The organism is Methylovorus mays (assembly GCF_020531915.1).
Classification (GTDB): Bacteria; Pseudomonadota; Gammaproteobacteria; order Burkholderiales; family Methylophilaceae; genus Methylovorus; species Methylovorus mays.
Window position 1 is genome coordinate 365,125 of the sequence record NZ_JAJAVG010000008.1, and the last position, 20,206, is coordinate 385,330.

Below are 20,206 nucleotides of genomic sequence, written 5' to 3' on the forward strand. Positions count from 1 at the left end.
GAAACACGCGGACTCAGGCAAGCTGGGCTTGCAACTCATCCTGTATCTCGAAAATATCGGCCACGATGCCGTACTTGGCAATGGTGAAAATCGACGCACCGGGATCGGTATTCACCGCCACGATGGTGCTCACATGCTTCATGCCCGCCATGTGCTGGATGGAGCCGGAAATCCCCATCGCCACATACAGCTTGCACGCACTGACCACCTTGCCGGACTGCCCGACCTGGCGCGACTTGGGCAGCCAGCCAGCATCGGCAATCGGCCGCGAGCAGCACAGGGTGGCGTCGATGTTATCCGCCAGCTCGCGGAAGTCTTCCACATTGGCCTCTTCGCCGATGCCGCGGCCGATGGACATGATGAACTCGACCGTGGTGATGTCGATATCGCCACCACCGCCCTGCTCAATGAATTCCAGCGGACGGCTGCGGGCGCTCAGATCGCTGCGGTCATCCACCGTCAGCAGCGGTGCCGCTGCCGTTTCTACCGGCTTGAAGGCGCCGCCGCGTATGGTCATCACCGCACAGGCATGACCGGGAAAATCCACCTCGACATTCACCTTCTGGTTATAGCCGCCGCGCGTGGCAACCAGCGCGCCACCATCGTAGGCGAGCTTGAAGACATCGGTGGCATAACCATAACCGCCTTTCACCGCCACCGCCGTCGCGTAGCCCAATGAATCCACACTGTGCGGCAACAGCACGGCAATGGGTTTACGCGAGACAATCAGCGCAGACACCGCCTGCTCGGCCAGCTCCGGTTCAAATTCGGCGCTGCGGGTCTTGCAGGCGATGATTTCGTCCACGCCTGCCCATTGCAGCTGGCTGGCAAGCGACTCGGCCTCTTGACCCATAATCGCCAGCAGCACGCGGTCATCTGCCGCCGTTTTCAGTTGCTGGGCGGCGGTGATCAGCTCCAGCGTCACCGGACGCACCTCGCCACGCCGGTGCTCAGCTACGACAAGAATAGTGTTCATGCAGCTTCTCCCTTGTATTCCTTGATGATTTCAATCAGCTTGGCAGCTTGTTCGGCGATCGTGCCCTCTATCATCTGGGCGCGACCCTTGACCGGGATTTCCATGCGGCGCACGCGGGATAGCGCGGCGGTGGTGCCTACTTGCGTCGCATCCAGCCCCAGGTCGCCCAGGCTCCAGTGCTCAATCGGTTTGGCGGCCGCCTGCTTGATACCCCGCAGCGAGGCATAGCGTGGCTTGTTGATGCCGAGCTGCAAGGTCAGCACGGCCGGGCAATCAATTTCCACCGCCTGCAGCATGCCGCCTTCCAGCTCGCGCTTGATGCGGGCCGTGGCAGCACCGGGCTGATAATCCAGCTCGGCCACCACCGCAGCATGCGGCCAATCCAGGCTGGCGGCGATCGCCATGCCGGTGGCGGCATTCGCCTGGTCAGAAGACTGCACCCCGGCAAACACCATGGCAGGCGCTTCCTTTTTCACCACGCCCGCGAGAATGCGGCCTATGGTCACGGCATCCGAGCCTTCCATGGCGTCATCCCATACGCGGATGGCGCGATCAGCGCCCTTGGCCAGGCACTTGCGCAGGCTTTCATCCACACGCTCCGGCCCCACCGACACCGCAATCACCTCCACCGCGCCCTCGGCAGCGGCTTCCTTGATCTTCATGGCCTCTTCCAGCGAGTAGTCATCCCACTCATTGAGGTCATACATCAGAAAATCCTCGTCCACATCCAGGCCATCGGCGCGTATCTCGAAATCGTCATCGAGCGCGGCCACCTGTTTTACTGCCACTACTATTTTCATGCCTTCCTCCTGTAGAAATACCGGTCGGCCACCGGGCGCAAGGCGCGCGCGGCCAGCCATTGAAATAAGGCAAAACGCACCCGTGGATCGGGGTCGTCCCGCAGTTGCCATTTGTCCTGGTCGCTGAGTTTTGGGCCGCTCGCCAGCATCACGCGATGCAGGTAATACGGGTCTTGCAGCAGCGGCAGCAGAATGTCAGGGCCCGCTGCCGGATTCAGGATCACGCCGCGCCGCACGTCCAGCTCCTCGGAGAACACCAGGCGCTTCAGCAGCGCGGGCGCCGTGTGTGGATTGGCCGCCACGCCGGACAGCACATCCACCGCGCTATCGCGCGCCAGGCTCGCCATCAGGCAGGACGTGACATTGGGCTGATACGCCACGGCGGCGCGCACCCAGCTTCTATGGTCAGACGCCAGTTTCTCCAGCAAGGTGATGGGGCAATTCGGGTTACGCGCCACGGCACGGCGCACATCTTCATGGATATCCAGCGCCAGCTTTTGCAACACGTGCTTGCCCGCCATGGCATTGCGGCCCAGCCATTGCCGCACCCAGGGGTCATGGTCTTCTGCCAGCATCTGCATGAGGGCGGGCGAAAGATCGGCGCGGCAGGCCACCGCGCGGCGTACACTGTCGCTTTCGTCCAGCGCCAGGCGCGCACTCAAGTGCACAGGCAAATCTGTCCGCGTCGCCAGCGCCGCACGTATGGCGTTGTCCTTGTGCTGGCTCAAGGCATCCACCAAGGCCGCGGGCAACAACGGATGCTTGACCAGGGCACGCAATATCAGGGTATCGGTGGATTTGGCTGCCTGCAGCAACACGGCCTCCGGCACCTGCTTGTGCGCCAGCACGGCGGCCCGCACAAACTTGTCGCCACGGTGGTAGAGCGTGCCCAGCAGATCCGCTGGCACCGCGGTGTGGCTGGCAATCTCCTTGTCAAAGCGTCTGGGGAATCGCTGCGCCAGCAGGCGCAACACCTCCGGCTGCGCACTGGGGTTACGCGCCAGCCCTTTCAACACCACCTGATCGTGGTCGCCCATGGCAATCTGCAACAGCAAGGGCGCAGGCGTATTGGCATGCAAGGCAAGGAGACCCGTGAGCGCAGGGTCGTCCGACTGGCTGAACTGATGCTTGAGCGTGCTGCCCCCGGTATTGCGGTGCTTGACCACGCGCCGCGCCAGCGGCATATGCTCCAGCCGCGACAGGGCGTCCAGCACATTGGCGGGCGTGTGTTCCCAGCGCGCCAGCATCAGCACATCGCGGCGACTGCCAAACAATCGCTCCTCCAGCCGCTGCCGTTGCCTGGCATCGGCGATACCATGCACGGCCACCGCCGCATAAAAATCACCACTCTCCAGCACATGCGCCACCAGCGCCTGTGCAGTCATGGGGACCTGTGACTCAGACTTCGACAGAAAGCGCTGGGGACTCATCGTATTCCACACATTCTTCTATCAGTTCAATCAGTTCGCGCACCACAAACTTGCCCTCGTAGCCCGAGGTCTTGAGGGCATCCTCAAACATGGTGAGATCCTTGGGGCAGGACACCACGAACACTTGCAAGCCTTCGATGGCACCCGCTTCGTGCATGCGGTTCTGCGAAGGTTTTTCCGTGCCCGGCGCATCGGGGATCCAGATACGGCCGCCACCCGCGCCGCAGCAGAAGGAGTTGTCGCGGTTGCGCCCCATTTCCACCAGCTCGCATCCCAGCATCTGCAGGATGTCGCGCGGTGCATCAAAGCCCTTGTTGTAGCGACCCAGGTGACAAGGGTCATGAAAGGTCACGCGGTAGCCCAACGTTTTGCTCAGGCGCAAGCGGCCTTGCAGCAACAGCTCGCGCACCACGGTGGTGTAATGCTGAATCTCGAATTCGCCGCCAAAGTCGGGGTATTCGTTGCGGATGGTGTTGTAAGAATGCGGGTCGGTGGTGACCACGGACTTGAACTCGCAATCACGTATCGAGGTGATGTTGGCGGTGGCGAGGTATTCATACAGCCCCTCCTCCCCCACGCGGCGTACATCGTTGCCTGCGTTCATTTCACCTTCAAACAGCAGGCCAAAATCCACCCCCGCCTGATGCATCAGCCGGGCAAAGGCACGGGTGACTTTCTGGTTGCGCGGATCAAACGAGGCGTAATCACCAACAAACCACAGCATGTCCACCGCTTCCTTGCGCGCATCCTTGATGGTGAAGGGCAGCTCCTTGGTCCAGGCGGCGCGCTTGCGTTTGGATTCGCCAAACGAATTGCCGGTCTTGTGGATGGTCTGCAGGGTTTTCTCCAGCAGCGGTTCCATGTTGCCGTCTTCCACCAGCTTGCGGCGCATCTGCACAATAATCGGCACATGCTCCACCGCCACCGGGCAGATTTCCACGCAGGCCAGGCAAGTGCGGCACGACCACAAGGTCTCCATGAACACCTGCCCCGGCGCCTTGCCGTGCACATCCAGCTCGGCTTTTTCCGGCAGGGTGACAGCGTTGAGGCTCTGGTTGGCAAACTCGCGCAGCGACAGAATCACATCGCGTGGCGATAACGGCGCCCCCACGGCATTGGCCGGGCAAGCTTCGTGGCAGCGGCCGCATTTGGTGCAGGCATCCAGATGCAGCAGCTCTTTCCATTTGAAATCGGTGATGTACTGATAGCCTGCACTGGCCTGCTCTTCCGGCACCTTGGGCAGGCGACGGCCCGCCAGGGGGTCGCGCAGCATCAGTGAGGTTGGCGCGGTGACAATATGCTTGATCTTGCTGTAGGGAATGAGCGCAATAAAGGTGAGCGCCAGCAGGCCGTGAAACCACCACAGACCGCTGCGGAACAGCCCGGCACCTTCCGGTGACAAGCCAAACCATTGCATGGCATGCGCCATGACGGCACCGACCGGTGACCAGAAGCGCAGGTCCCACACCGTGGGCTGGCCGCTCAGCCAGACCAGGCGTGTGGCTTCCAGCACAAAGCCAGTGATGCCAATCAGGATCAGCGCCCACAGAAAGGCCCAATCCTCACGACGATAGGCACTGCGATCGTAATCCGGGTCTTGCGGGCTGCGATCCGGCCGGGCGTAATCCAGCTTGGGCAGCTTCAGCCACTGGCGGCGATACATCATGTACAGCACACCGGCGATCAGGCCTGCGCCAGCAATATCCAGCACCAGCGAAAACCACAGGTAAAACTCACTATGCCAGAAGCGCCAGCCAAACAGCGGCTGCAAAATGTCGTATTCAAGCGTGATGGTGGCCGTGCCAATGAACAACAGGGCAAAGCCAAAGAAGATCAGCGCATGGGCACGCCCCGCCTTGCGGTCACGCCGTACCAGGGTACGATGTGTCAGCATATCCTGCACCATCGTGACGGCACGCTGGCGCCAGGCGCCGATGTCCAGCGGGCGGCCGCGCCGGTATTTACGCACCTGGGTATACACACCGTGGGCAAAGATGCCGATGGCGGTGTAGCCCAGCAGGTAAAACAGGGTGATGCTCCAGGAAGAAAAATCCTGGAAAAGAATGCGGGTGACCAGGGTGGTATCGCTCATGAACTGTCTCTTTTGCTATCGGAGGTCTTCACGGCCCACTGCTGCACTGGGCCGTGAAGTGAACCGTTGACTAAACCTTGTACTCGATCTTGAACTGACCGCCCGGCATGTGAGGCGCGCCCCATACCGCCACCTCGCGTTTGTAAGGCAAGGGGTATTGCGGATTGGCTTCTTCGATCTCGCGTGCCACGCGGTGGCCGGTAAAGGTCGCGTCGGCAATCAGGCGGGGAGCCTCGGCATCACCAATCAGGTATACCCCCTTGATGCCATTGGCCTCCCACTCGCTTTCGCGGGCTTTCAGGTCGTTGAACAAGGCATTCTCGGAATGACGGCCGGTGACCAGAATCAGCGAATCAAACTCGAGCCAGCGATGGGTCTTGTTGGCATCACGCGGAGCCACGCCCGGGCCGCGATAAGTGCGCTTGGAACCATCGCCCCAGATGTTGTAGATCTCCAGACGGCCCGGCTCAATGCGTGAGCAGAAATGGTCGCCCAGCTCTTCCACACCCAGCTCATGCAGGCGGCGCATCATGTTCGGATACTCCAGCGTGAAGTGCATGTAATTCGCCAGATGCACTCCAGAAACGATGGTGACCTCGTGCCCCGCCACAGCCAGCTTCTCGGCCAGGCTAGGCGCCATGAAATAGGTATCGGCATTCAGGATCACCACACGCTTGCCGATGGCTTTTTTGCCTTCCATCACCTGCTCAGGCGTGAGCTGGTCAGCACGCGAAGCATCGGCACCGGGAATGGCATCGTGCGTCAGGCAGTTGGTGCCATCGGTATTCCAGCTGGAGCCGGTGGCGATCACCACCTTGTCGGCGCCGTATTGCAGGATATCGTCGGCGGTCAGGCGTTTCTGGCCGAGGGCAATCACCGAATCCTTGTTTTTCTTCACCAGCTTGTTGAGCTGGGTTTCGCGGTAATCGCGGTGGTAGCTCCATTCACCCAGGCCAGGCAAAGTCGCGACACTATTCAGGTGGCCGCCGACTTTTTCGGCGCTGTCGTACAGGTGCACGGTGTAGCCACTTTCCATCAGCACACGCGCGCATTCCGAGCCGGATGGGCCGGCCCCGACCACCAGCACGGCATCGCTGGAAGCGGTCTTGCGGAATTTTTCCGGATGCCAGCCACGGCGGTATTCTTCCCCTGCCGTTGCGTTCTGGGTGCAGATCATCGGAGGCCCACCGATTTCCCAGCGCGAAATACATACGTTGCAGCCGATGCAGACGCGAATATCGTCATAGCGGCCTTCTTCAATCTTCTTCGGCAGGAAAGGATCGGCAATCGATGGACGGGCGGCGCCGATGATGTCGGCATAGCCCTTGGTCACGATCTCGGTCATTTTTTCCGGGTCGGTATACCGGCCCACGCCCAGCACCGGCTTCTTGGAAACCTGCTTGACGAACTTGGTCCACGGCACCTGATGGCCCTGCTGGTAAAAGCGCGATGGGCCCGCATCTTCGCCCCACTCGGCAATGTCACCGACATCCACGTCCCACAAATCCACCAGCGGATCAGCCAGCTCAATGAACTTCATGCCATCCACTTCAACTTCGATCTGGCCTGGGCCATACACGGTGTCCACGGCAAAACGCGTGGCAATCGCGCAGTCATCACCCACAGCACGGCGTACCTTTTCCAGCGTCTCCAGCCAGAAGCGGGCGCGGTTTTCCAGCGAGCCGCCGTAGCCATCGGTGCGCTTGTTGTAATAAGGATTCAGGAACTGCAGCGGCAGGTAGGAGTGCGCGCCGTAGACATACACAATGTCAAAGCCGGCATCGCGGGCGCGGTAGGCAGCATCCACATAGTATTGCTGCACCATGGCGATGTCGTTCAGGTCCATTTCCTTGCAATAGGTCAGGGTCTCGAACTCGGAAGCGTACTGGCTGGGGCCGCGTGGCGTGGCACGTGACTCCATGCACGGCGCATGCGCGCCGCCGTACCACATCTCGATACCGGCCAGGGCGCCGTATTTATGCACTTCATCGGTCATGGCGCGCAGGTTGCGCACATCGCCTTCATCCCAGATACGCGCCGACAGACGGTGGGTATCATCAGACTCCGGGTGGATGGAGCAATATTCGGTGTTCATCGCGCCCCAGCCGCCTTCGGCCTTCATGGAGCGGTGCGCCGCCTGAAAGCCAGGCTTGTCCGAACCGGCGCCGATACAGTGCGGCACCTGATAAAAGCGGTTGCGCAGGATTTTCGGCCCAATCTGAATGGGCTCAAACAGAATGTCGTGCTTGGGATCGCGTGCCATGAAGTGTCCTCTCGAAATAGGCGAAGTGAATCGTTGTTGTGGAGCTATTTTCGAGGGGCAGGCGTGCTCTCACAATTCTCCTTAGGGCTTACCACCTAGGGAGTACCGGCTACCAAAACTTTCATTACGAATCAATTAATTAAATAAAAAAACGGGCCGCCTTGCGGCGACCCGTCTCCATGCCCGGTTAGCGCGGAATACTAACCGAGATGATGGAACACATAGACTACGACTACCCCGGCGACCAGGGCGACGTATGGCAGGATACCAGCACGGCTTGCCACACCAGCTTCATCCCCGACATGCATGTCCTCGAGCATGGCCTTGGGGAACTGGCCTTTGTCCTGCACATAGTGCCGGTAGATGAAGACCGGGATAATGAGCGCCGCGAAGAACAGGCCGGTAACCAGCGTGCCTTCACCCCAGACATCGGCACCGAAACCCATCAGAGCCAGGTTGACGAAGCTGAGCGCACCACCAGCTGCCAGCAGGATGGTAGGTGCCTTGTAGGGGCGCAGCCAGCTGGGGCGATCCATGCGGTGTATCCAGCCGGAGTTGAGGTTGAGGAAGTTGAAGATGATGTAGCCGATATTGGATGCCGCCAGCACGAACACATAATCGGACAGCAGCAGCAACAGCAGATTGAAACAGAGGTCGGTCCACATGGCGGGGGTAGGCGCGCCGTGTTCATTGACCTTGGACAGGTACTTGGGCAACCAGCCATCGACTGAAGCCTGGTACAGGGTGCGCGAAGAACCCGCCATGGAGGTCATGATGGACAGCAGCAGCGCCAGCACCAGCATGATGACCATGACATTGCCGATGATCTTGCCGCCGCCTGCCATGTCGGACAAGGCGCTGGCAACCCCCATGCCACTGTAGATGTCAGGTGCCAGCATGCCGCTGTAGACCGCAGGGGTAACCGTAGTGCCTGCAGCATCGACGACGGCTGGGGTGACCAGCTGACCGAGGCCAAGGTGGGCCTGGAAGGCAATCGGCACCAGCGTAAACACGGCGATAGAGAGCAGCCCAGAGTAGAAGATCGCCTTGAAGGTATCGGTCTTGGGGTTCTTGAACTCGCGGGTGTAGCAGACCGATGTTTCAAACGCATAGGTAGACCAGGCGGCAATAAAGAGACCACCCGCCATCAGTTTCCAGCCCTCAATGCCCCAGACACCATCGACCACATTGCCTGCGGCGTCATAGCTCAGCGGTGCCATGGGGAAGAAATTCACCTGTGGCACATCGCCCGTCAGGATAGGGATCAGACCAATCAGCATCAGCGGGATCAGCGCGGTGATGCCCAGTATCATGGTGACGCGGGCAGAACGCAGAATGCCGCCATGCTGCACGGCAAACACCGACATCAGCACGGCAGCGCCGAGGATGAAGGTAGCATTGATACGCAGCACCAGGTCGCTCTTGATGAAGCTCAGGTCCATGAGCGTGATCTGCCAGGTGTTGATGACGGCATCCGGCGCAAACAGCGCGCTCAGGATATAGCCGGCGGCAAGACCGGAACCTATCGCCAATACTGGCGACCAGGCGAACCAGTTACACCACACCGAGATCGGTGCGATGAACTTGCTGTAGCGCACCCAGGCCACGGCGCCATAGACTGAGGCGCCGCCGGATTTGTGCGGAAACAGGCCAGCGATTTCGGCATAGGTAAAAGCCTGGATAAAGCCGAAGGCGATCGAGATCATCCAGACTATCCAGGAAGGTTTGCCGACGGTGGCGGCAATGGCGCCTATGGAAAAAAGCACCAGTGCCGGTACACCGCTGGCCACCCAGAACGCACCCTGCCAGCTGATCTTGCGGTGCAGGGTAGAGTTCTGGGCCACGACATCGCCGGATAAATCGGCGGAGATCGCGTCTACGGGCGGATTACTGTTCAATTTAATTCCCCTTATCGAAAAGTCATGCAGTCAGCAGATCCATGGCCAGCACATACGGTACTGACATGTCCTGCATTGGGCACCATTGAATACCCGCCGCCCCCGCCTCACAATTCTCACTACGGATTACTCCTTAAGAAGTAGCAAGAAAATGGTGCGGCATGCGTGGCTTAAAGCAGGTTCCGGTCCAACTTGGGGCATCAGGCAACGTGGTCGCCCCAATGGCCCGCCCTACTCCCTCAGGAGTATGGAAAGACAGGCCGCGTGCCCATTACCATTTCTGGCAAATACGTTTAAAGGAATCCGTCTCATGCAAGCCCCGCCCTACGCCGCCAGACTACAATCCACCCTGCAACGCCATTACGCACGCAACCAGCGCTGGGGATTCATGTGGGCCTTGTGGACGGCGATACTGTGGGGCGCCTGGTATGTGCCAGGCACAGCGCTTTGGTACGAATCACCTTATGTGGATATCCCGCAGGATCAGCAGTCGCTGAGGCTGGCCGCCACGGCTGTCATGACCTGGGTGCATGCGCTGACGGTATTTGTGTTTTTGCTGCTGTGGAATGGGGTGCTGGGCAAGGTGGGGGATTACGCCCGTACCATGGGGCGCTTTCGGCGCATCTCCAAGTGGTATGCGCTGGCGTCGCTCTGTGGCGGGCCGATGGCGATCTTCGGCTCCTATATGGCCATGGGCTATGTGGGGCCGGTGTTTGCCGCGGTTACTTCGCTGTTTTACCCGGTCATCGGCGCCGTGGTGGCGCGCTTGTGGTACCGCGAAAAAATCTCCACGCGTGCCGCGCTGGGCATGGTGATCATCATGCTGGGGGGCCTGGTGATTTATGGCCCTGGCCTGTTTGGCGAGGTGGGAGGCGATAATAGCCACGCCTGGCTGGGCTATCTTGGCGGCATCATGTCTGCACTGGGATGGGGCATGGAAGGTGCGGTGGCAGCACGTGCCATGGATGTGACCGACCCGGATGTGGGCATTCATTGCCGCTTCAGTTTCGAGATCCTGTTCTGGGGCATATTGATCCTGCCAGCCCTTGCGCTTTTCACCAGCCTGCCGATAGGTGAGCTACTACTCACTACCGTGCAAAACCCCAAGGCCATGGTGTGGATAGTGCTGGCCTCGGCCTGTCATGCCTATTGCTACACCGCTTTTTACAAGAGCTTCAGTTTGATCGGCGTGGGCCGCGGCGAAGCAATAGGCAATCTCTATGCGGTGTTTGCCCTGCTGTTTATTGCAGCCTTTACCCTGCAGATGCCGCCGTGGTATTTCCTGGTCGGACTCATCCTCACCGTGGCGGGCAGCTTTGTCATGTTTGGCGAATCGGCCGAAAACGTGGCCCAGTTACGCGACAACCCAGCGGGAGAACACGCATGAAACTGCACATCAAGGGATTCTTACTGACACGGCTGCACCAGTTGGGCGGCATGCGCGATCAGGCGCTGATTGAGCTGACCCTGAACGCCTACAGTCTGCGGGGGCGTTATGCGATCAACAGCCTGCATGTGGCGCTGGATGAGTTATCCGCCGCCGGTCTGGTGGCGCGCAATGAACCGCAACTCATCACCGAAACCGTGGGCAATATCTTGCCGCGCGAGGCCCTGTCGTTTTATTACCAGCTGACAGCGTTTGGCTTGGCTCGTATGGAAGATACCGGGCTACTCGCCAACGATGGCAGCGCCATGGAGGAGTATTGCGCATGAACAGTTTCTGGGGATATGCCGGGGCCGATGTGCTGGCTATCATCATCATCGGCCTGGCCAGCTTGATCTGCCTGATCTCTGCCCGGCTGTTTGTCAGTCGCCGCTAGTCCGGGCAAGACCAGCCAGCAGAGCAGGCACTTACTTTTTACGATGGGCCCACACGGCAGCTTCGAGCCGGCTGGTGAGCTTGAGCTTGCTCAACAGATGCTTGATATGCACCTTGACCGTGGTATCGGAAATGCCCAGCTTGCGCGCGATGGTCTTGTTGTTGAGGCCATCGGCCAGGCATTGCAGGATCTCCTGCTCGCGGTCGGTCAGCGCCACGTCGTCATCCGCCTTGCGCGTGCGCGGTTCCAGCAAAGCCTGCTTCAGCACCTCGGTCAGGCTATCCTGTATCACCGTCATGCCGGAGATCACCTTTTTCAGGCTGGCACAGAGGTCTTCCGGCTCCATGTCTTTCAGCAGATAGCCATCCGCCCCCGCGCGCAGGGCTTCCAGCAGGTCATCCTCGGCATCCGACACCGTGAGCACGACAAAGCGCGCCTGCAAACTGCTTTCCGTTTTGAAGCGGCGCAGGGTTTCAATGCCATTCAGGCCCTTCATGTTGAGGTCGATCAGCACCACATCGGGCTGCAAAGGCGGAGCCAGCAACAAGCCCTCGCTACCCGAAGCCGCCTCGCCCACTACCCGGAATGCCGGATCGGCTTCTATCATCTGGCCGACCCCCTTGCGAAACAGCGCATGGTCATCAATCAGGAACACCTTGGTCGGGCTGGCGCCGCCGGATGTCAGCTCAGAGGTCGGATTACTGGGGGTGCTCAAGGTCGTGCTCTCCTGTCATTGTGCCAATTGCGGCGTAAATACCAATCTTACCCGCGTGCCGCCGGTGCGGCGACGCAAAACTGCCAGCTCGCCCCCCAGGCTGTATGCACGCTCCTGCATGATGCTGTGCCCGTAATGCCCAGGCTCGCCGGGCTTGCTGGCATAGCCTATGCCATCATCGTCGATGGTGACGATCACCGAGCCATTACTCTGGTAGACCAGCGCCACCGTCACCGTGCTGGCGCCGGAATGGCGCACGATATTCGACAGCGCCTCGCGGATCACATGCAGGATATGAAACTCCTCGTTCACCGTCAGGCGGCAATTCACCAGCCGGTTATCCAGCGCGATCGAGAGATTGGAGCGCTGCATGAATTCGTCAATTGCCGACTGGATGGCAAAGCCCAGCCCGCGCACATCCATGTGCACGCGGAAGGTCGACAACAGCTCGCGCAACTCGCGGTAGGCATTATCCAGCCCCTGGCGCAGCTCGTTCACAATGCCGCGCAGGTCGGCGTGCTGGGTCTGCGGATGGCTTTGCAGGCGGAAAATCTGGATTTTCATGAACGACAGCGACTGCGCCAGCGAATCATGCAGCTCACGGGCAATGGCGGCACGCTCATCCAGCAAGGCGGCACGCCGGCCTTCCTGCTCGCGGTTCTGCGTGCCCATGACCATGGACAGCAATTGCGCGGTCATTTCCACCAGCTCGATATCGGTTTCATCAAACACATGCGATGCCTCGGCTTCCACCGTCAGCATGCCCAGCGTTTCCCACGGGCTGGTAAAGGCCGCGGCGAGACAGTTACTGGCCTCCTGGCTGGTGGTGGGCTCCAGCTGGTAATTCACCGCCTGGCTGGTATTCAGTTCCGCGAGCAGGCTTGGCGGCACCGGGCGCGGCGTATGCTGCGAAAACAGCATGCGCTCCACCGGCTCACCGGCGGATTTTTCGGCAAACAGCAAGGCGACATTCTGCACATCCAGCGTGCTTTCCAGCATGTACAACACCTTGCGCAGCAAGGCTTCGCTGAGGTCAGGGGTATTGATCATGCCCACCAGCCGGTGCAAAAATCCCTGTGCGCGCAACAGGCGGCGCAAGCGCTCACTGCGGGTCTGGTTAAACCAGGCACTCTCGGCCTTGAAGCCCTCAAGCCGGGCCGCAATACGGAACACGGTCTGCTCCAGCCGGGCAAACTCATCAGCATGCCCCTGCTCATCCGCCACCTGAAACTCCTGCGGCAGCAACTTGGCCAGATGGCCGACACGGTCTATCAGCAGATGCTTGGCCTTGATGGCCACGGCAAACAGGCAGCACACCAGCAACAGGCCGCTCACCAGTTGCAAGAGCCCGATCACCGACTGCTTGACCTCAACATCGCGCTGCAACTCCTCTGCCAGCAGATCGTAATCCTGCAATACCTTGTCTACCGCCTGCAGCCAGCCCGCCGTATGCTCGGCTTGCGGATAGGCAGAGAACAGGGCTGCGGTATCGGCTTCCAGTCGGGCAATGGCGGGCGGCAAGCGCGAGCCCAGTTGCTGGCGAAACCAGGAGAACTCCATCATGCCATCCCCGGCATTGAGCCCGGAACCGGGCAGCCGGGTATCCTGCGGCGTGGCAGCAACTTCGGCGCGCAGCACCTGCCAATGGAATTTTTGCGCATAGAGCTGCCGCATGGCAGACTGGTTGCCGGGAATGTAATCCAGCAGGAACAGGGAGCCGACCTGCATCATGATGATGAGCAAAAGCACACAGAACAGCAGCACCACCAGCCGCAGATAAAGCGTATGGCGCAGCAGGGCCTTGATTTCGGCCACGTCGGACAATTGTTTCAACCAGCGCATATCAGGACACGGTCTCCCCGGAAACCCACACATAACAGGACACAAGCATGAGCATATATGTATTCAGCACGCTGATCCTCAGTATCATTTTTCTATTCGTCTTCAACACCTGGTGGGCGGGTAGCGCCCCGTTCAAGATGCATCTGGCCGGGATGGTGATCGTCGCCACCACGGCATTTTCCGCCCTGCTCATGCTGGCGATATATCCACTGCTGCGCAATCGTGGCAGCACGGCCCTGAGCAACCCGGGCTTTGACCGCAAGGCCTGGGGCATCAATGTGTCATCACTACTGGCAACGCCTGCCGCCGTGGTGGAAGGCTACACCGTCATTTTCGCCAACAATGCCTTTCTTGCCGAGCTGGGCATGCAGGGCATTTCCGATCAGATTCTGGGCATGCCGCTGACCAATGTCATCCATCCCGGCGATCACCAGGCGCTGGCTGCGCTGCTGGCCACCCCCGAGCACGACAAAAAAGCCACGCACCGCTTGCGTCTCTTGTGCATGGATGGCTCGATATTGCCCGTGCATATCTCGGTCTCTCCCATCAGCGAAGCCGCCCATAACGAACAATTGCTGCTGCAATTTTCCACCGTGTCGTCGCACGATACGCCAGGTGCCAATTTTCGCGAGCAGTTTCCTTATCATCTGCTGGTCAACCAGATCGAGCAAGTCGTGTTCCAGGTCGATACCGCACAAAACATTCTTTTCCTCAATCCCTCGTGGCAAGGCCTGCTCGATTTCAATGTGGAAGATTGCCTGCAAAAACCGCTGCTGAGCTTTATCCACCCCGAGGACAAACCGCTGGTGGAAGCCCGCCTGCATTCGCTGATCCAGGGCAAGCGCAGCCGCTGCCTGCTGGAAGCCCGCGTCATCAGCAAAAATGGCGATTCGCACTGGGTGGAGCTGCGCGCGCGCAACACCTCTTCCGTCAAGGGCGAGCGTTCCAGCGTGGTCGGCACCCTGACCGACATCAGCCACAGCAAGCAGGCCGAAGCCAGCCTGCGCACCAACCGCCGCTCGCTCAGCATGCTGATCAACAATGCGCCCTGCATGATCTATCGCTGCAAGAACGACAGAAACTGGAGCTTCGAATTCGTCAGCGATGGCTGTGCCGAAGTCACCGGCTACGAAGCGCATGAGATGATCAATTCGCTCAACTTTTCCTATGTCGAGATCATTCACCCGGAAGACCGCACCCCGGCCTGGCAGCATGTGCAGGAAAAACTCGCCATGCAGGACAAATTCCAGCTGGTGTACCGCATCATGACGCGGGCGGGCAATACCAAATGGGTATGGGAACAAGGCAAGGGCGTTTACTCCAGTGCAGGTGAACTGCTGGCGCTGGAAGGCTTTATCGCCCACATCAGCGATGACGATGCCCCGACCGGCCTGATTGCCGATATCAAGCGACTGATACAGTCCCAGCCTACCCACAGCGGCGAATGAAAGAGGGCGTTTTGCAACGCCCTCTTCAGGTACATCCCGACTAAAAATCAGGGATTAGAACGTGCGCTTGATAAACAGCACCAGGTGATCATCGCCGGTCTTGCGGCCTTTGGCATCTACCCACAAATCGCCATCGGCATTGGTACCGGTGTAGTTGAAGCCGGCATTCCAGCCTTCACTCTTGCCAACAGAGAAGTCCTTGTTAAGGCCGATCAGATAATCGCTGTAGCTGAGATCACCGTAGTTTTCAACGCGCTGATGACCTGCGTGCGCCACCAGATTGATATCCTTCACCGGCAGCTTGTAGTTGAAATTCAACTCAATGTAATCCGTACCCTTGGTATCCCCATGTCCCAGTGTGCCACCGATGGACTTGGTGTTGTAACCGAAGAAATCGGTCACGGCGCGGGAGTACTTGAGGGTGAACCACTTGTAGCCCAGGGCACCGTTCAGCTCGGTGGTATTGGCAGACTGACCGGCAATCTTTTCATTGTCAGGATAGTAAAACTGCAGGAAACCGACATTCAGGCTGAGATCAGGCGTGAACTGGTGCAGGTAGCCACCATAGATATCGACTTCGAGCGTATTGCCATAGAGCGCATTCTTGTCGACATTGGTGCCCCATACACCCAGGTAAAGACCGCTGGAGTGGGCATAGTCAAAACCGCCTTGCACGGCTGGGCGCTCGTTGGTGTAGGTGATGCCACGAAACACATACTGACCGAAGAAACCGATATTGGTGGTCAGGGTGTGGGGTGAGGCCTCGGCGGCGGCTTCATCCGCAGCAAACGCCGGCAGGTTGAAAAGACTGCAGGCCACAAGACCGGCCACACTCAGACGCTTTACATGGTTCATTACGTTCCCCTTATGAAAAGATAGATGCAAATGGAATTGCCCGGTAACCACGGCGCCATGGCTTAAGCCTTATTCAGGCTGGGTGCCTGTGCCGATGTCGGCGCCGTCGTCGAATCTGGAAAGCCAGGCCACCACGGCCTGCTGGTATTTGGTGATGCCCTTGTACTCCACCAGGTCAGGGTGAAGATCGCGCAGCACACGGTGAAAACGCTTGGCCCAGCGTGGGTAGGTCGCCATTTCCTGCATGCTGATCAGGTAACAGCGGATGCTGAACACAATGGCATTGCTGCGTGGCATGCGGAACAGGGTTTGCAGCTCCACACGCAAATGTGCAAGTTCGCCCGCATTCTGCTCGTTGACCTTGTTGCGGTCGCCGCCCCACAGCGGATAGTTTTCCGGCGAGGTATCCAGGCGCGGATTGATGGTCATGGTCCAGTTAAGACGGCGCACCGGATTGGCCTGCTGCAGGCTCATCAGGAATTTCAGCGCACGGTCCATCACGCCCAGCTTGGTCACTTGCGGTACCGGGCCATGCCATTCATTCCATGACATGCCCACATTGAAAGCCAGCGACCAGTCAGCCTGGCTGGTAACAATGCCCGCATCGGCAAACAGGGTGTCTTCACGCTGATCCAGCAGCACAAAGTCGCCCTGCACCTGGCGGCCCATGTATTCAAACGGCCCCATGGGCAGAGTGGCGGCATCGCCAAATACAAAGGATTGCTCGATCCCGAGTGGACGGTTGATCCAGGTCCAGGCCTTGCCGTTTTTGCTCAGGCTGAATTGCTCGGGATAGTCGCGCGCCAGGCTTTCCATGGTGAACTCCAGGAAATCCCACTCGGCATCCATCATGTGGGGCAAGGAGGCACAGCGGCCGGGATCCTGCTCCAGGGTAATCGCCTTGTCGCGGCACTCGGCCACATAGTGCTCGTCCACATCCAGCGTGAATTCGGTCACAGCGCCCTTGGGACCAGCCGTATGCGGCTCGATGTTGACCGAGTACATGTACTGGTCTTCGGGAAACGGAAAGGGGAAACGGCGTATGGCTTCCGGCGAATTGCGGAAGGTATAGTCGTCGCGAAAGGTTTCCTGCTTGAAAGCGAGGCTCATGGGAGCATTCCTCAAAGGTTGAGTTCCAGATAACCGCATTTGGCCCGGGATACACAGGGCATGATCTTGCGGCCGCTAGCCTTGTCGGCGTCGCTCAGATAGTGGTCGTGATGCTGCAGCTCGCCGTCGGTGCCCAGCACTTCAAGTTCGCAGCGGCCACAGGCGCCACCGCGGCATAATGAAGGGGCATCGACGCCAGCGGCCTCCAGGGCCTCCAGCATGCTCATGTCGCCTTGCACGGTGATTTCCAGCTCGGACTTGCTGAGTTTGAGCGTGAAGGGCTCGCCCACCGGCGGCGCCAGGAACTGTTCGCTATGAATGTGGTGCTCGGGCCAGCCGAGCGCACGCGCGGTCGACACCAGCGCTTCGACCATGCCTTGCGGGCCGCAGGCATACACATGAGTACCCAGCGGCTGAGCGCGCAACAGGGCGTCAAAATCCATGCGCTGGCCCAGGCTTTCGTCATAGCACACCGCACGCTGGCTGACGCGCCCCTTGAGAGCATCGGCAAAGGCGGCATGCTCGCGTGAGCGGAAACCATAGTGCAGGCTGTAATCGCCGCCCAGACGCTCAAGATCATGAATCTGTGCCATGAAGGGCGTAATGCCAATGCCACCGGCAATCAGCAGGTGATGCTTGGCCACGCGCGACAAGGCAAACAGATTGACCGGGTAGCTGATGTCGAGCACGCTGCCAACCTTCACTTCTTCGTGCATGTAGATGGAGCCGCCGCGCGACTGTGGCTGGCGATGCACGGCAATTTCGTAATGTGCGCGGTCTTCCGGCGAACTCAACAGCGAATAGGCATTGCGATAGGTGCGGCCGGGCGCCGGCATGGTGACCACAATATGACTGCCGCCAGAAAAGGCGGGCAGCTCGCCGCCATGGGCATCCACCAGCGTGAAGTGACGCACGCCAGCGCTGACGTCCTGAATGGACGCCACTTTGACCTGTAACTGACTCATGGATAAATCTCCTCGATCTGGGGCACTTCGCCGGGGTTTTCGGCATCCACCATCAGCCCCATGTAGGCGCCCATGCGCCGCGAAAAATGGTCGCGCACAAACAGCTGGCGGCCGCAGCCGGAGCAGGTGGCGATGTTGCTGGTGACCTCATGCGTAAGCGACTTGCAATGCACGCAGTACACCGAGCGTGCCAGGGAGCCGGTCAACTCTTTCATGACGTCCTGATTGAGAATGCCGAAGTCGGCGGCTGCATCCGTCACATCCCACATGAATTTCTCGGTACCCGCGGTGTAAATGCGCAGGCCCATGCGGGCGGTGGCCAGATAATCCGCCCAGGCGGCCAGCAGCTCGGCCGTGGTTGCAAACACCCGCAGATCCGCATCTACCGCTGCCTGCAAGGCGGGCAGGTAGTCCTTGTCGGCACCCGCCGGGCTGTAAAACACCGTGATCGGCTGCTCGGGCAAGGCCTGTTGAAAGAGCTTGAGCACGGCAAGCCCGCCGTCCCCCGCTGCCAGCACGGCGTGCGCCGTGGCTTTATCGTTCCAGAGCAGCGCCGTGTAGACCGGCTTGCTGCGTATCCAGTAACCGCGTTCCATCTTGAATGTCCTCTTAAACTGCTGATCCTTAAGCCTGCTGACTTACGCGCCTTCGGGATGTGTGCGCAAACGCAAGGGGTCGTAAAACGGCGTAGGCGCAATATAGGCCTTGCTGACACCGCTACTGTTGTGCACTTCCAGCGTGGTGCCGATGGCAGAAAGCTCCGGTTTCACATGTGCCATCGCCAGCGAGAGCATGAGGTAGCGGCTGTAACTGGCGCTGGTGATGACGCCGATTTCCTTGCCGTCCTTGAACAGTTTCGCCCCGGCTTCCATCGCCGATGCGCTGCGGCAGATAAGGCCGACATGGCGCACGCGCTCGCGGCCCTTGAGCTTGAGCACGGCGGCTTTGCCGATGTAATCGCCCTTCTTGTCGAGGTCCACGCCCCAGCCCATATTGACTTCCCATGGCGTGGTATCGCCTTCGGGCATTTCAAACGGGAAGAACAGCAAGGCCGCTTCAATACGGGTCAGTTCCAGCGAATTCCAGGAGGCGGCAATGGCACCGAAAGGCGCGCCGACTTCCAGAATCTTGTCCCACAGGAAAACGGCATCGGCGGCGGTACAGTAAACCTCATAGCCACGCTCGCCGGAGTAACCGCCGCGAGCGATGATGATGTTTTTGCCGAACAGCACGGTAGGCACATGACGGAAATAAGGCAGACCTGCCAGATCAAAGCCGAGGTGCGGTGCGAGGATATCCAGCGACAACGGGCCTTGCAGGGAGAGAATATGCACATCCAGATCAGGCTCGATCTTGATGTTTTTACCGGCAGACAACAGCTTGAGCTGCTCGGGGGTTTTGCCGCTGCCATGCGAGAGACGGAAGTCGGTAGCCGAATCGCGTATCACCATGATGTCATCACACAGGGCGCCGCTTTCATCGACTTCCGCAGCCAGCAATGAGCAGCCAGGCTCCAGCTTGGTGATGTCGCGCGCCACCAGTTGGTCGATCACGGCTTCGGCATCCGGACCACTGACCTTGACGATATTCAGTGCCGATACATCATACAAACCGGCTTTGCTGCGCACCGCCACGACCTCGTCATGCACGCTGGTGTTGTAGCTCCACGGAATCGGCATATCGTTCCAGGTATCGCCATCCAGCTTGGAGCCGAGTGCGCGATGTCGTTCATTCAGGATGGAATTTCTTGCCATGTGGATGTCCCCTTTAAAATTTGATGCAGTGTTGAACTTGGCATCACGATAGCCAAATCACCGGGGGACCAAAATTCTCTTGAAGGGGTACTACCAAAGAAGTACGCATAAGAAATCTAAGCTTTTAGATGTAAAACCCGAAACAAGCCAATGAAAACACTTTAATTCTTCGCATTAATTCTATATATTCGCGATTAGTATGCGTGAATATCGGCCTGACTTCCTGCCCTGTTCGCGT

The 20,206-nt window shown here is 59.3% G+C and carries 16 protein-coding genes; 3 read left to right on the forward strand and 13 right to left on the reverse strand.

The window, feature by feature from the left end:
• Positions 1-13 precede the first annotated feature (13 nt).
• The 6 genes from LG203_RS12215 to LG203_RS12240 form a co-directional block, all read right to left on the reverse strand.
• The gene (locus LG203_RS12215; RefSeq protein WP_230346010.1) at positions 14-976 is read right to left on the reverse strand and encodes an electron transfer flavoprotein subunit alpha/FixB family protein; all 963 of its coding nucleotides are present in this window, start codon (positions 974-976) and stop codon (positions 14-16) included.
• Positions 973-1,776 (reverse strand): electron transfer flavoprotein subunit beta/FixA family protein, encoded by an 804-nt coding sequence (locus tag LG203_RS12220; RefSeq protein WP_230346011.1) that lies wholly within the window; start codon positions 1,774-1,776, stop codon positions 973-975. The genes LG203_RS12215 and LG203_RS12220 overlap by 4 nt, the downstream gene beginning before the upstream one ends.
• Entirely contained in the window at positions 1,773-3,206 is a 1,434-nt protein-coding gene (locus LG203_RS12225; RefSeq protein WP_230346012.1) for a hypothetical protein, read from the reverse strand. The genes LG203_RS12220 and LG203_RS12225 overlap by 4 nt, the downstream gene beginning before the upstream one ends.
• A complete protein-coding gene (locus LG203_RS12230) occupies positions 3,175-5,298 on the reverse strand; it encodes a heterodisulfide reductase-related iron-sulfur binding cluster (RefSeq protein ID WP_230346013.1) in 2,124 nt (707 codons plus the stop codon). Before LG203_RS12230 ends, LG203_RS12225 begins: the two co-directional genes overlap by 32 nt.
• Before the next feature lie 70 nt (positions 5,299-5,368).
• Entirely contained in the window at positions 5,369-7,561 is a 2,193-nt protein-coding gene (locus tag LG203_RS12235) for an oxidoreductase (RefSeq protein ID WP_230346014.1), read from the reverse strand.
• 200 nt (positions 7,562-7,761) lie between these two features.
• Positions 7,762-9,459 carry an APC family permease gene (locus LG203_RS12240; RefSeq protein WP_230346015.1) on the reverse strand — a complete coding sequence of 566 codons (1,698 nt, stop codon included), beginning with the start codon at positions 9,457-9,459 and terminating at the stop codon, positions 7,762-7,764.
• A 310-nt stretch (positions 9,460-9,769) separates the two neighbouring features.
• On the opposite strand from LG203_RS12240, the gene LG203_RS12245 reads away from it, so the two are divergent.
• Complete coding sequence (locus tag LG203_RS12245) at positions 9,770-10,846, forward strand: DMT family transporter (RefSeq protein WP_230346016.1); 1,077 nt, start codon at positions 9,770-9,772, stop codon at positions 10,844-10,846.
• Positions 10,843-11,172, forward strand: coding sequence for a hypothetical protein (locus LG203_RS12250; RefSeq protein WP_230346017.1), 330 nt, complete (start codon positions 10,843-10,845; stop codon positions 11,170-11,172). Before LG203_RS12245 ends, LG203_RS12250 begins: the two co-directional genes overlap by 4 nt.
• A 138-nt stretch (positions 11,173-11,310) precedes the next feature.
• Here LG203_RS12250 and narL read toward each other — a convergent pair whose 3' ends face one another.
• Entirely contained in the window at positions 11,311-11,994 is a 684-nt protein-coding gene (gene narL / locus LG203_RS12255) for a two-component system response regulator NarL (protein ID WP_230346018.1), read from the reverse strand.
• A gap of 15 nt (positions 11,995-12,009) precedes the next feature.
• Positions 12,010-13,836, reverse strand: coding sequence for a histidine kinase (locus tag LG203_RS12260; RefSeq protein ID WP_230346019.1), 1,827 nt, complete (start codon positions 13,834-13,836; stop codon positions 12,010-12,012).
• A 47-nt stretch (positions 13,837-13,883) separates the two neighbouring features.
• Between LG203_RS12260 and LG203_RS12265 the strand changes: the two genes are divergently transcribed.
• Entirely contained in the window at positions 13,884-15,284 is a 1,401-nt protein-coding gene (locus tag LG203_RS12265) for a PAS domain-containing protein (protein ID WP_230346020.1), read from the forward strand.
• Positions 15,285-15,338: 54 nt separating this feature from the next.
• On the opposite strand, the gene LG203_RS12270 is transcribed toward LG203_RS12265, so the two are convergent.
• The 5 genes from LG203_RS12270 to LG203_RS12290 form a co-directional block, all read right to left on the reverse strand.
• Positions 15,339-16,139, reverse strand: a complete 801-nt coding sequence (locus LG203_RS12270) for a TorF family putative porin (protein WP_230346021.1) — start codon at positions 16,137-16,139, stop codon at positions 15,339-15,341.
• 69 nt (positions 16,140-16,208) lie between these two features.
• Complete coding sequence (locus tag LG203_RS12275; protein WP_230346022.1) at positions 16,209-17,249, reverse strand: heme-dependent oxidative N-demethylase family protein; 1,041 nt, start codon at positions 17,247-17,249, stop codon at positions 16,209-16,211.
• An 11-nt stretch (positions 17,250-17,260) separates the two neighbouring features.
• Complete coding sequence (locus tag LG203_RS12280; protein WP_015830968.1) at positions 17,261-18,214, reverse strand: PDR/VanB family oxidoreductase; 954 nt, start codon at positions 18,212-18,214, stop codon at positions 17,261-17,263.
• Positions 18,211-18,810, reverse strand: coding sequence for a dimethylamine monooxygenase subunit DmmA family protein (locus tag LG203_RS12285; protein ID WP_230346023.1), 600 nt, complete (start codon positions 18,808-18,810; stop codon positions 18,211-18,213). The genes LG203_RS12280 and LG203_RS12285 overlap by 4 nt, the downstream gene beginning before the upstream one ends.
• 42 nt (positions 18,811-18,852) lie before the next feature.
• Positions 18,853-19,968 (reverse strand): aminomethyltransferase family protein, encoded by a 1,116-nt coding sequence (locus tag LG203_RS12290; protein ID WP_230346024.1) that lies wholly within the window; start codon positions 19,966-19,968, stop codon positions 18,853-18,855.
• Positions 19,969-20,206 lie beyond the last annotated feature (238 nt).

What these genes read in the sequence shown, in the direction of transcription:
- LG203_RS12215 (WP_230346010.1), bottom strand. Translation starts at nt 976, where the DNA reads ATGAACACTATTCTTGTCGTAGCTGAGCACCGGCGTGGCGAGGTGCGT.
- LG203_RS12220 (WP_230346011.1), bottom strand. Translation starts at nt 1,776, where the DNA reads ATGAAAATAGTAGTGGCAGTAAAACAGGTGGCCGCGCTCGATGACGAT.
- LG203_RS12225 (WP_230346012.1), bottom strand. Translation starts at nt 3,206, where the DNA reads ATGAGTCCCCAGCGCTTTCTGTCGAAGTCTGAGTCACAGGTCCCCATG.
- LG203_RS12230 (WP_230346013.1), bottom strand. Translation starts at nt 5,298, where the DNA reads ATGAGCGATACCACCCTGGTCACCCGCATTCTTTTCCAGGATTTTTCT.
- LG203_RS12235 (WP_230346014.1), bottom strand. Translation starts at nt 7,561, where the DNA reads ATGGCACGCGATCCCAAGCACGACATTCTGTTTGAGCCCATTCAGATT.
- LG203_RS12245 (WP_230346016.1), top strand. Translation starts at nt 9,770, where the DNA reads ATGCAAGCCCCGCCCTACGCCGCCAGACTACAATCCACCCTGCAACGC.
- LG203_RS12250 (WP_230346017.1), top strand. Translation starts at nt 10,843, where the DNA reads ATGAAACTGCACATCAAGGGATTCTTACTGACACGGCTGCACCAGTTG.
- LG203_RS12260 (WP_230346019.1), bottom strand. Translation starts at nt 13,836, where the DNA reads ATGCGCTGGTTGAAACAATTGTCCGACGTGGCCGAAATCAAGGCCCTG.
- LG203_RS12265 (WP_230346020.1), top strand. Translation starts at nt 13,884, where the DNA reads ATGAGCATATATGTATTCAGCACGCTGATCCTCAGTATCATTTTTCTA.
- LG203_RS12270 (WP_230346021.1), bottom strand. Translation starts at nt 16,139, where the DNA reads ATGAACCATGTAAAGCGTCTGAGTGTGGCCGGTCTTGTGGCCTGCAGT.
- LG203_RS12275 (WP_230346022.1), bottom strand. Translation starts at nt 17,249, where the DNA reads ATGAGCCTCGCTTTCAAGCAGGAAACCTTTCGCGACGACTATACCTTC.
- LG203_RS12280 (WP_015830968.1), bottom strand. Translation starts at nt 18,214, where the DNA reads ATGAGTCAGTTACAGGTCAAAGTGGCGTCCATTCAGGACGTCAGCGCT.
- LG203_RS12285 (WP_230346023.1), bottom strand. Translation starts at nt 18,810, where the DNA reads ATGGAACGCGGTTACTGGATACGCAGCAAGCCGGTCTACACGGCGCTG.
- LG203_RS12290 (WP_230346024.1), bottom strand. Translation starts at nt 19,968, where the DNA reads ATGGCAAGAAATTCCATCCTGAATGAACGACATCGCGCACTCGGCTCC.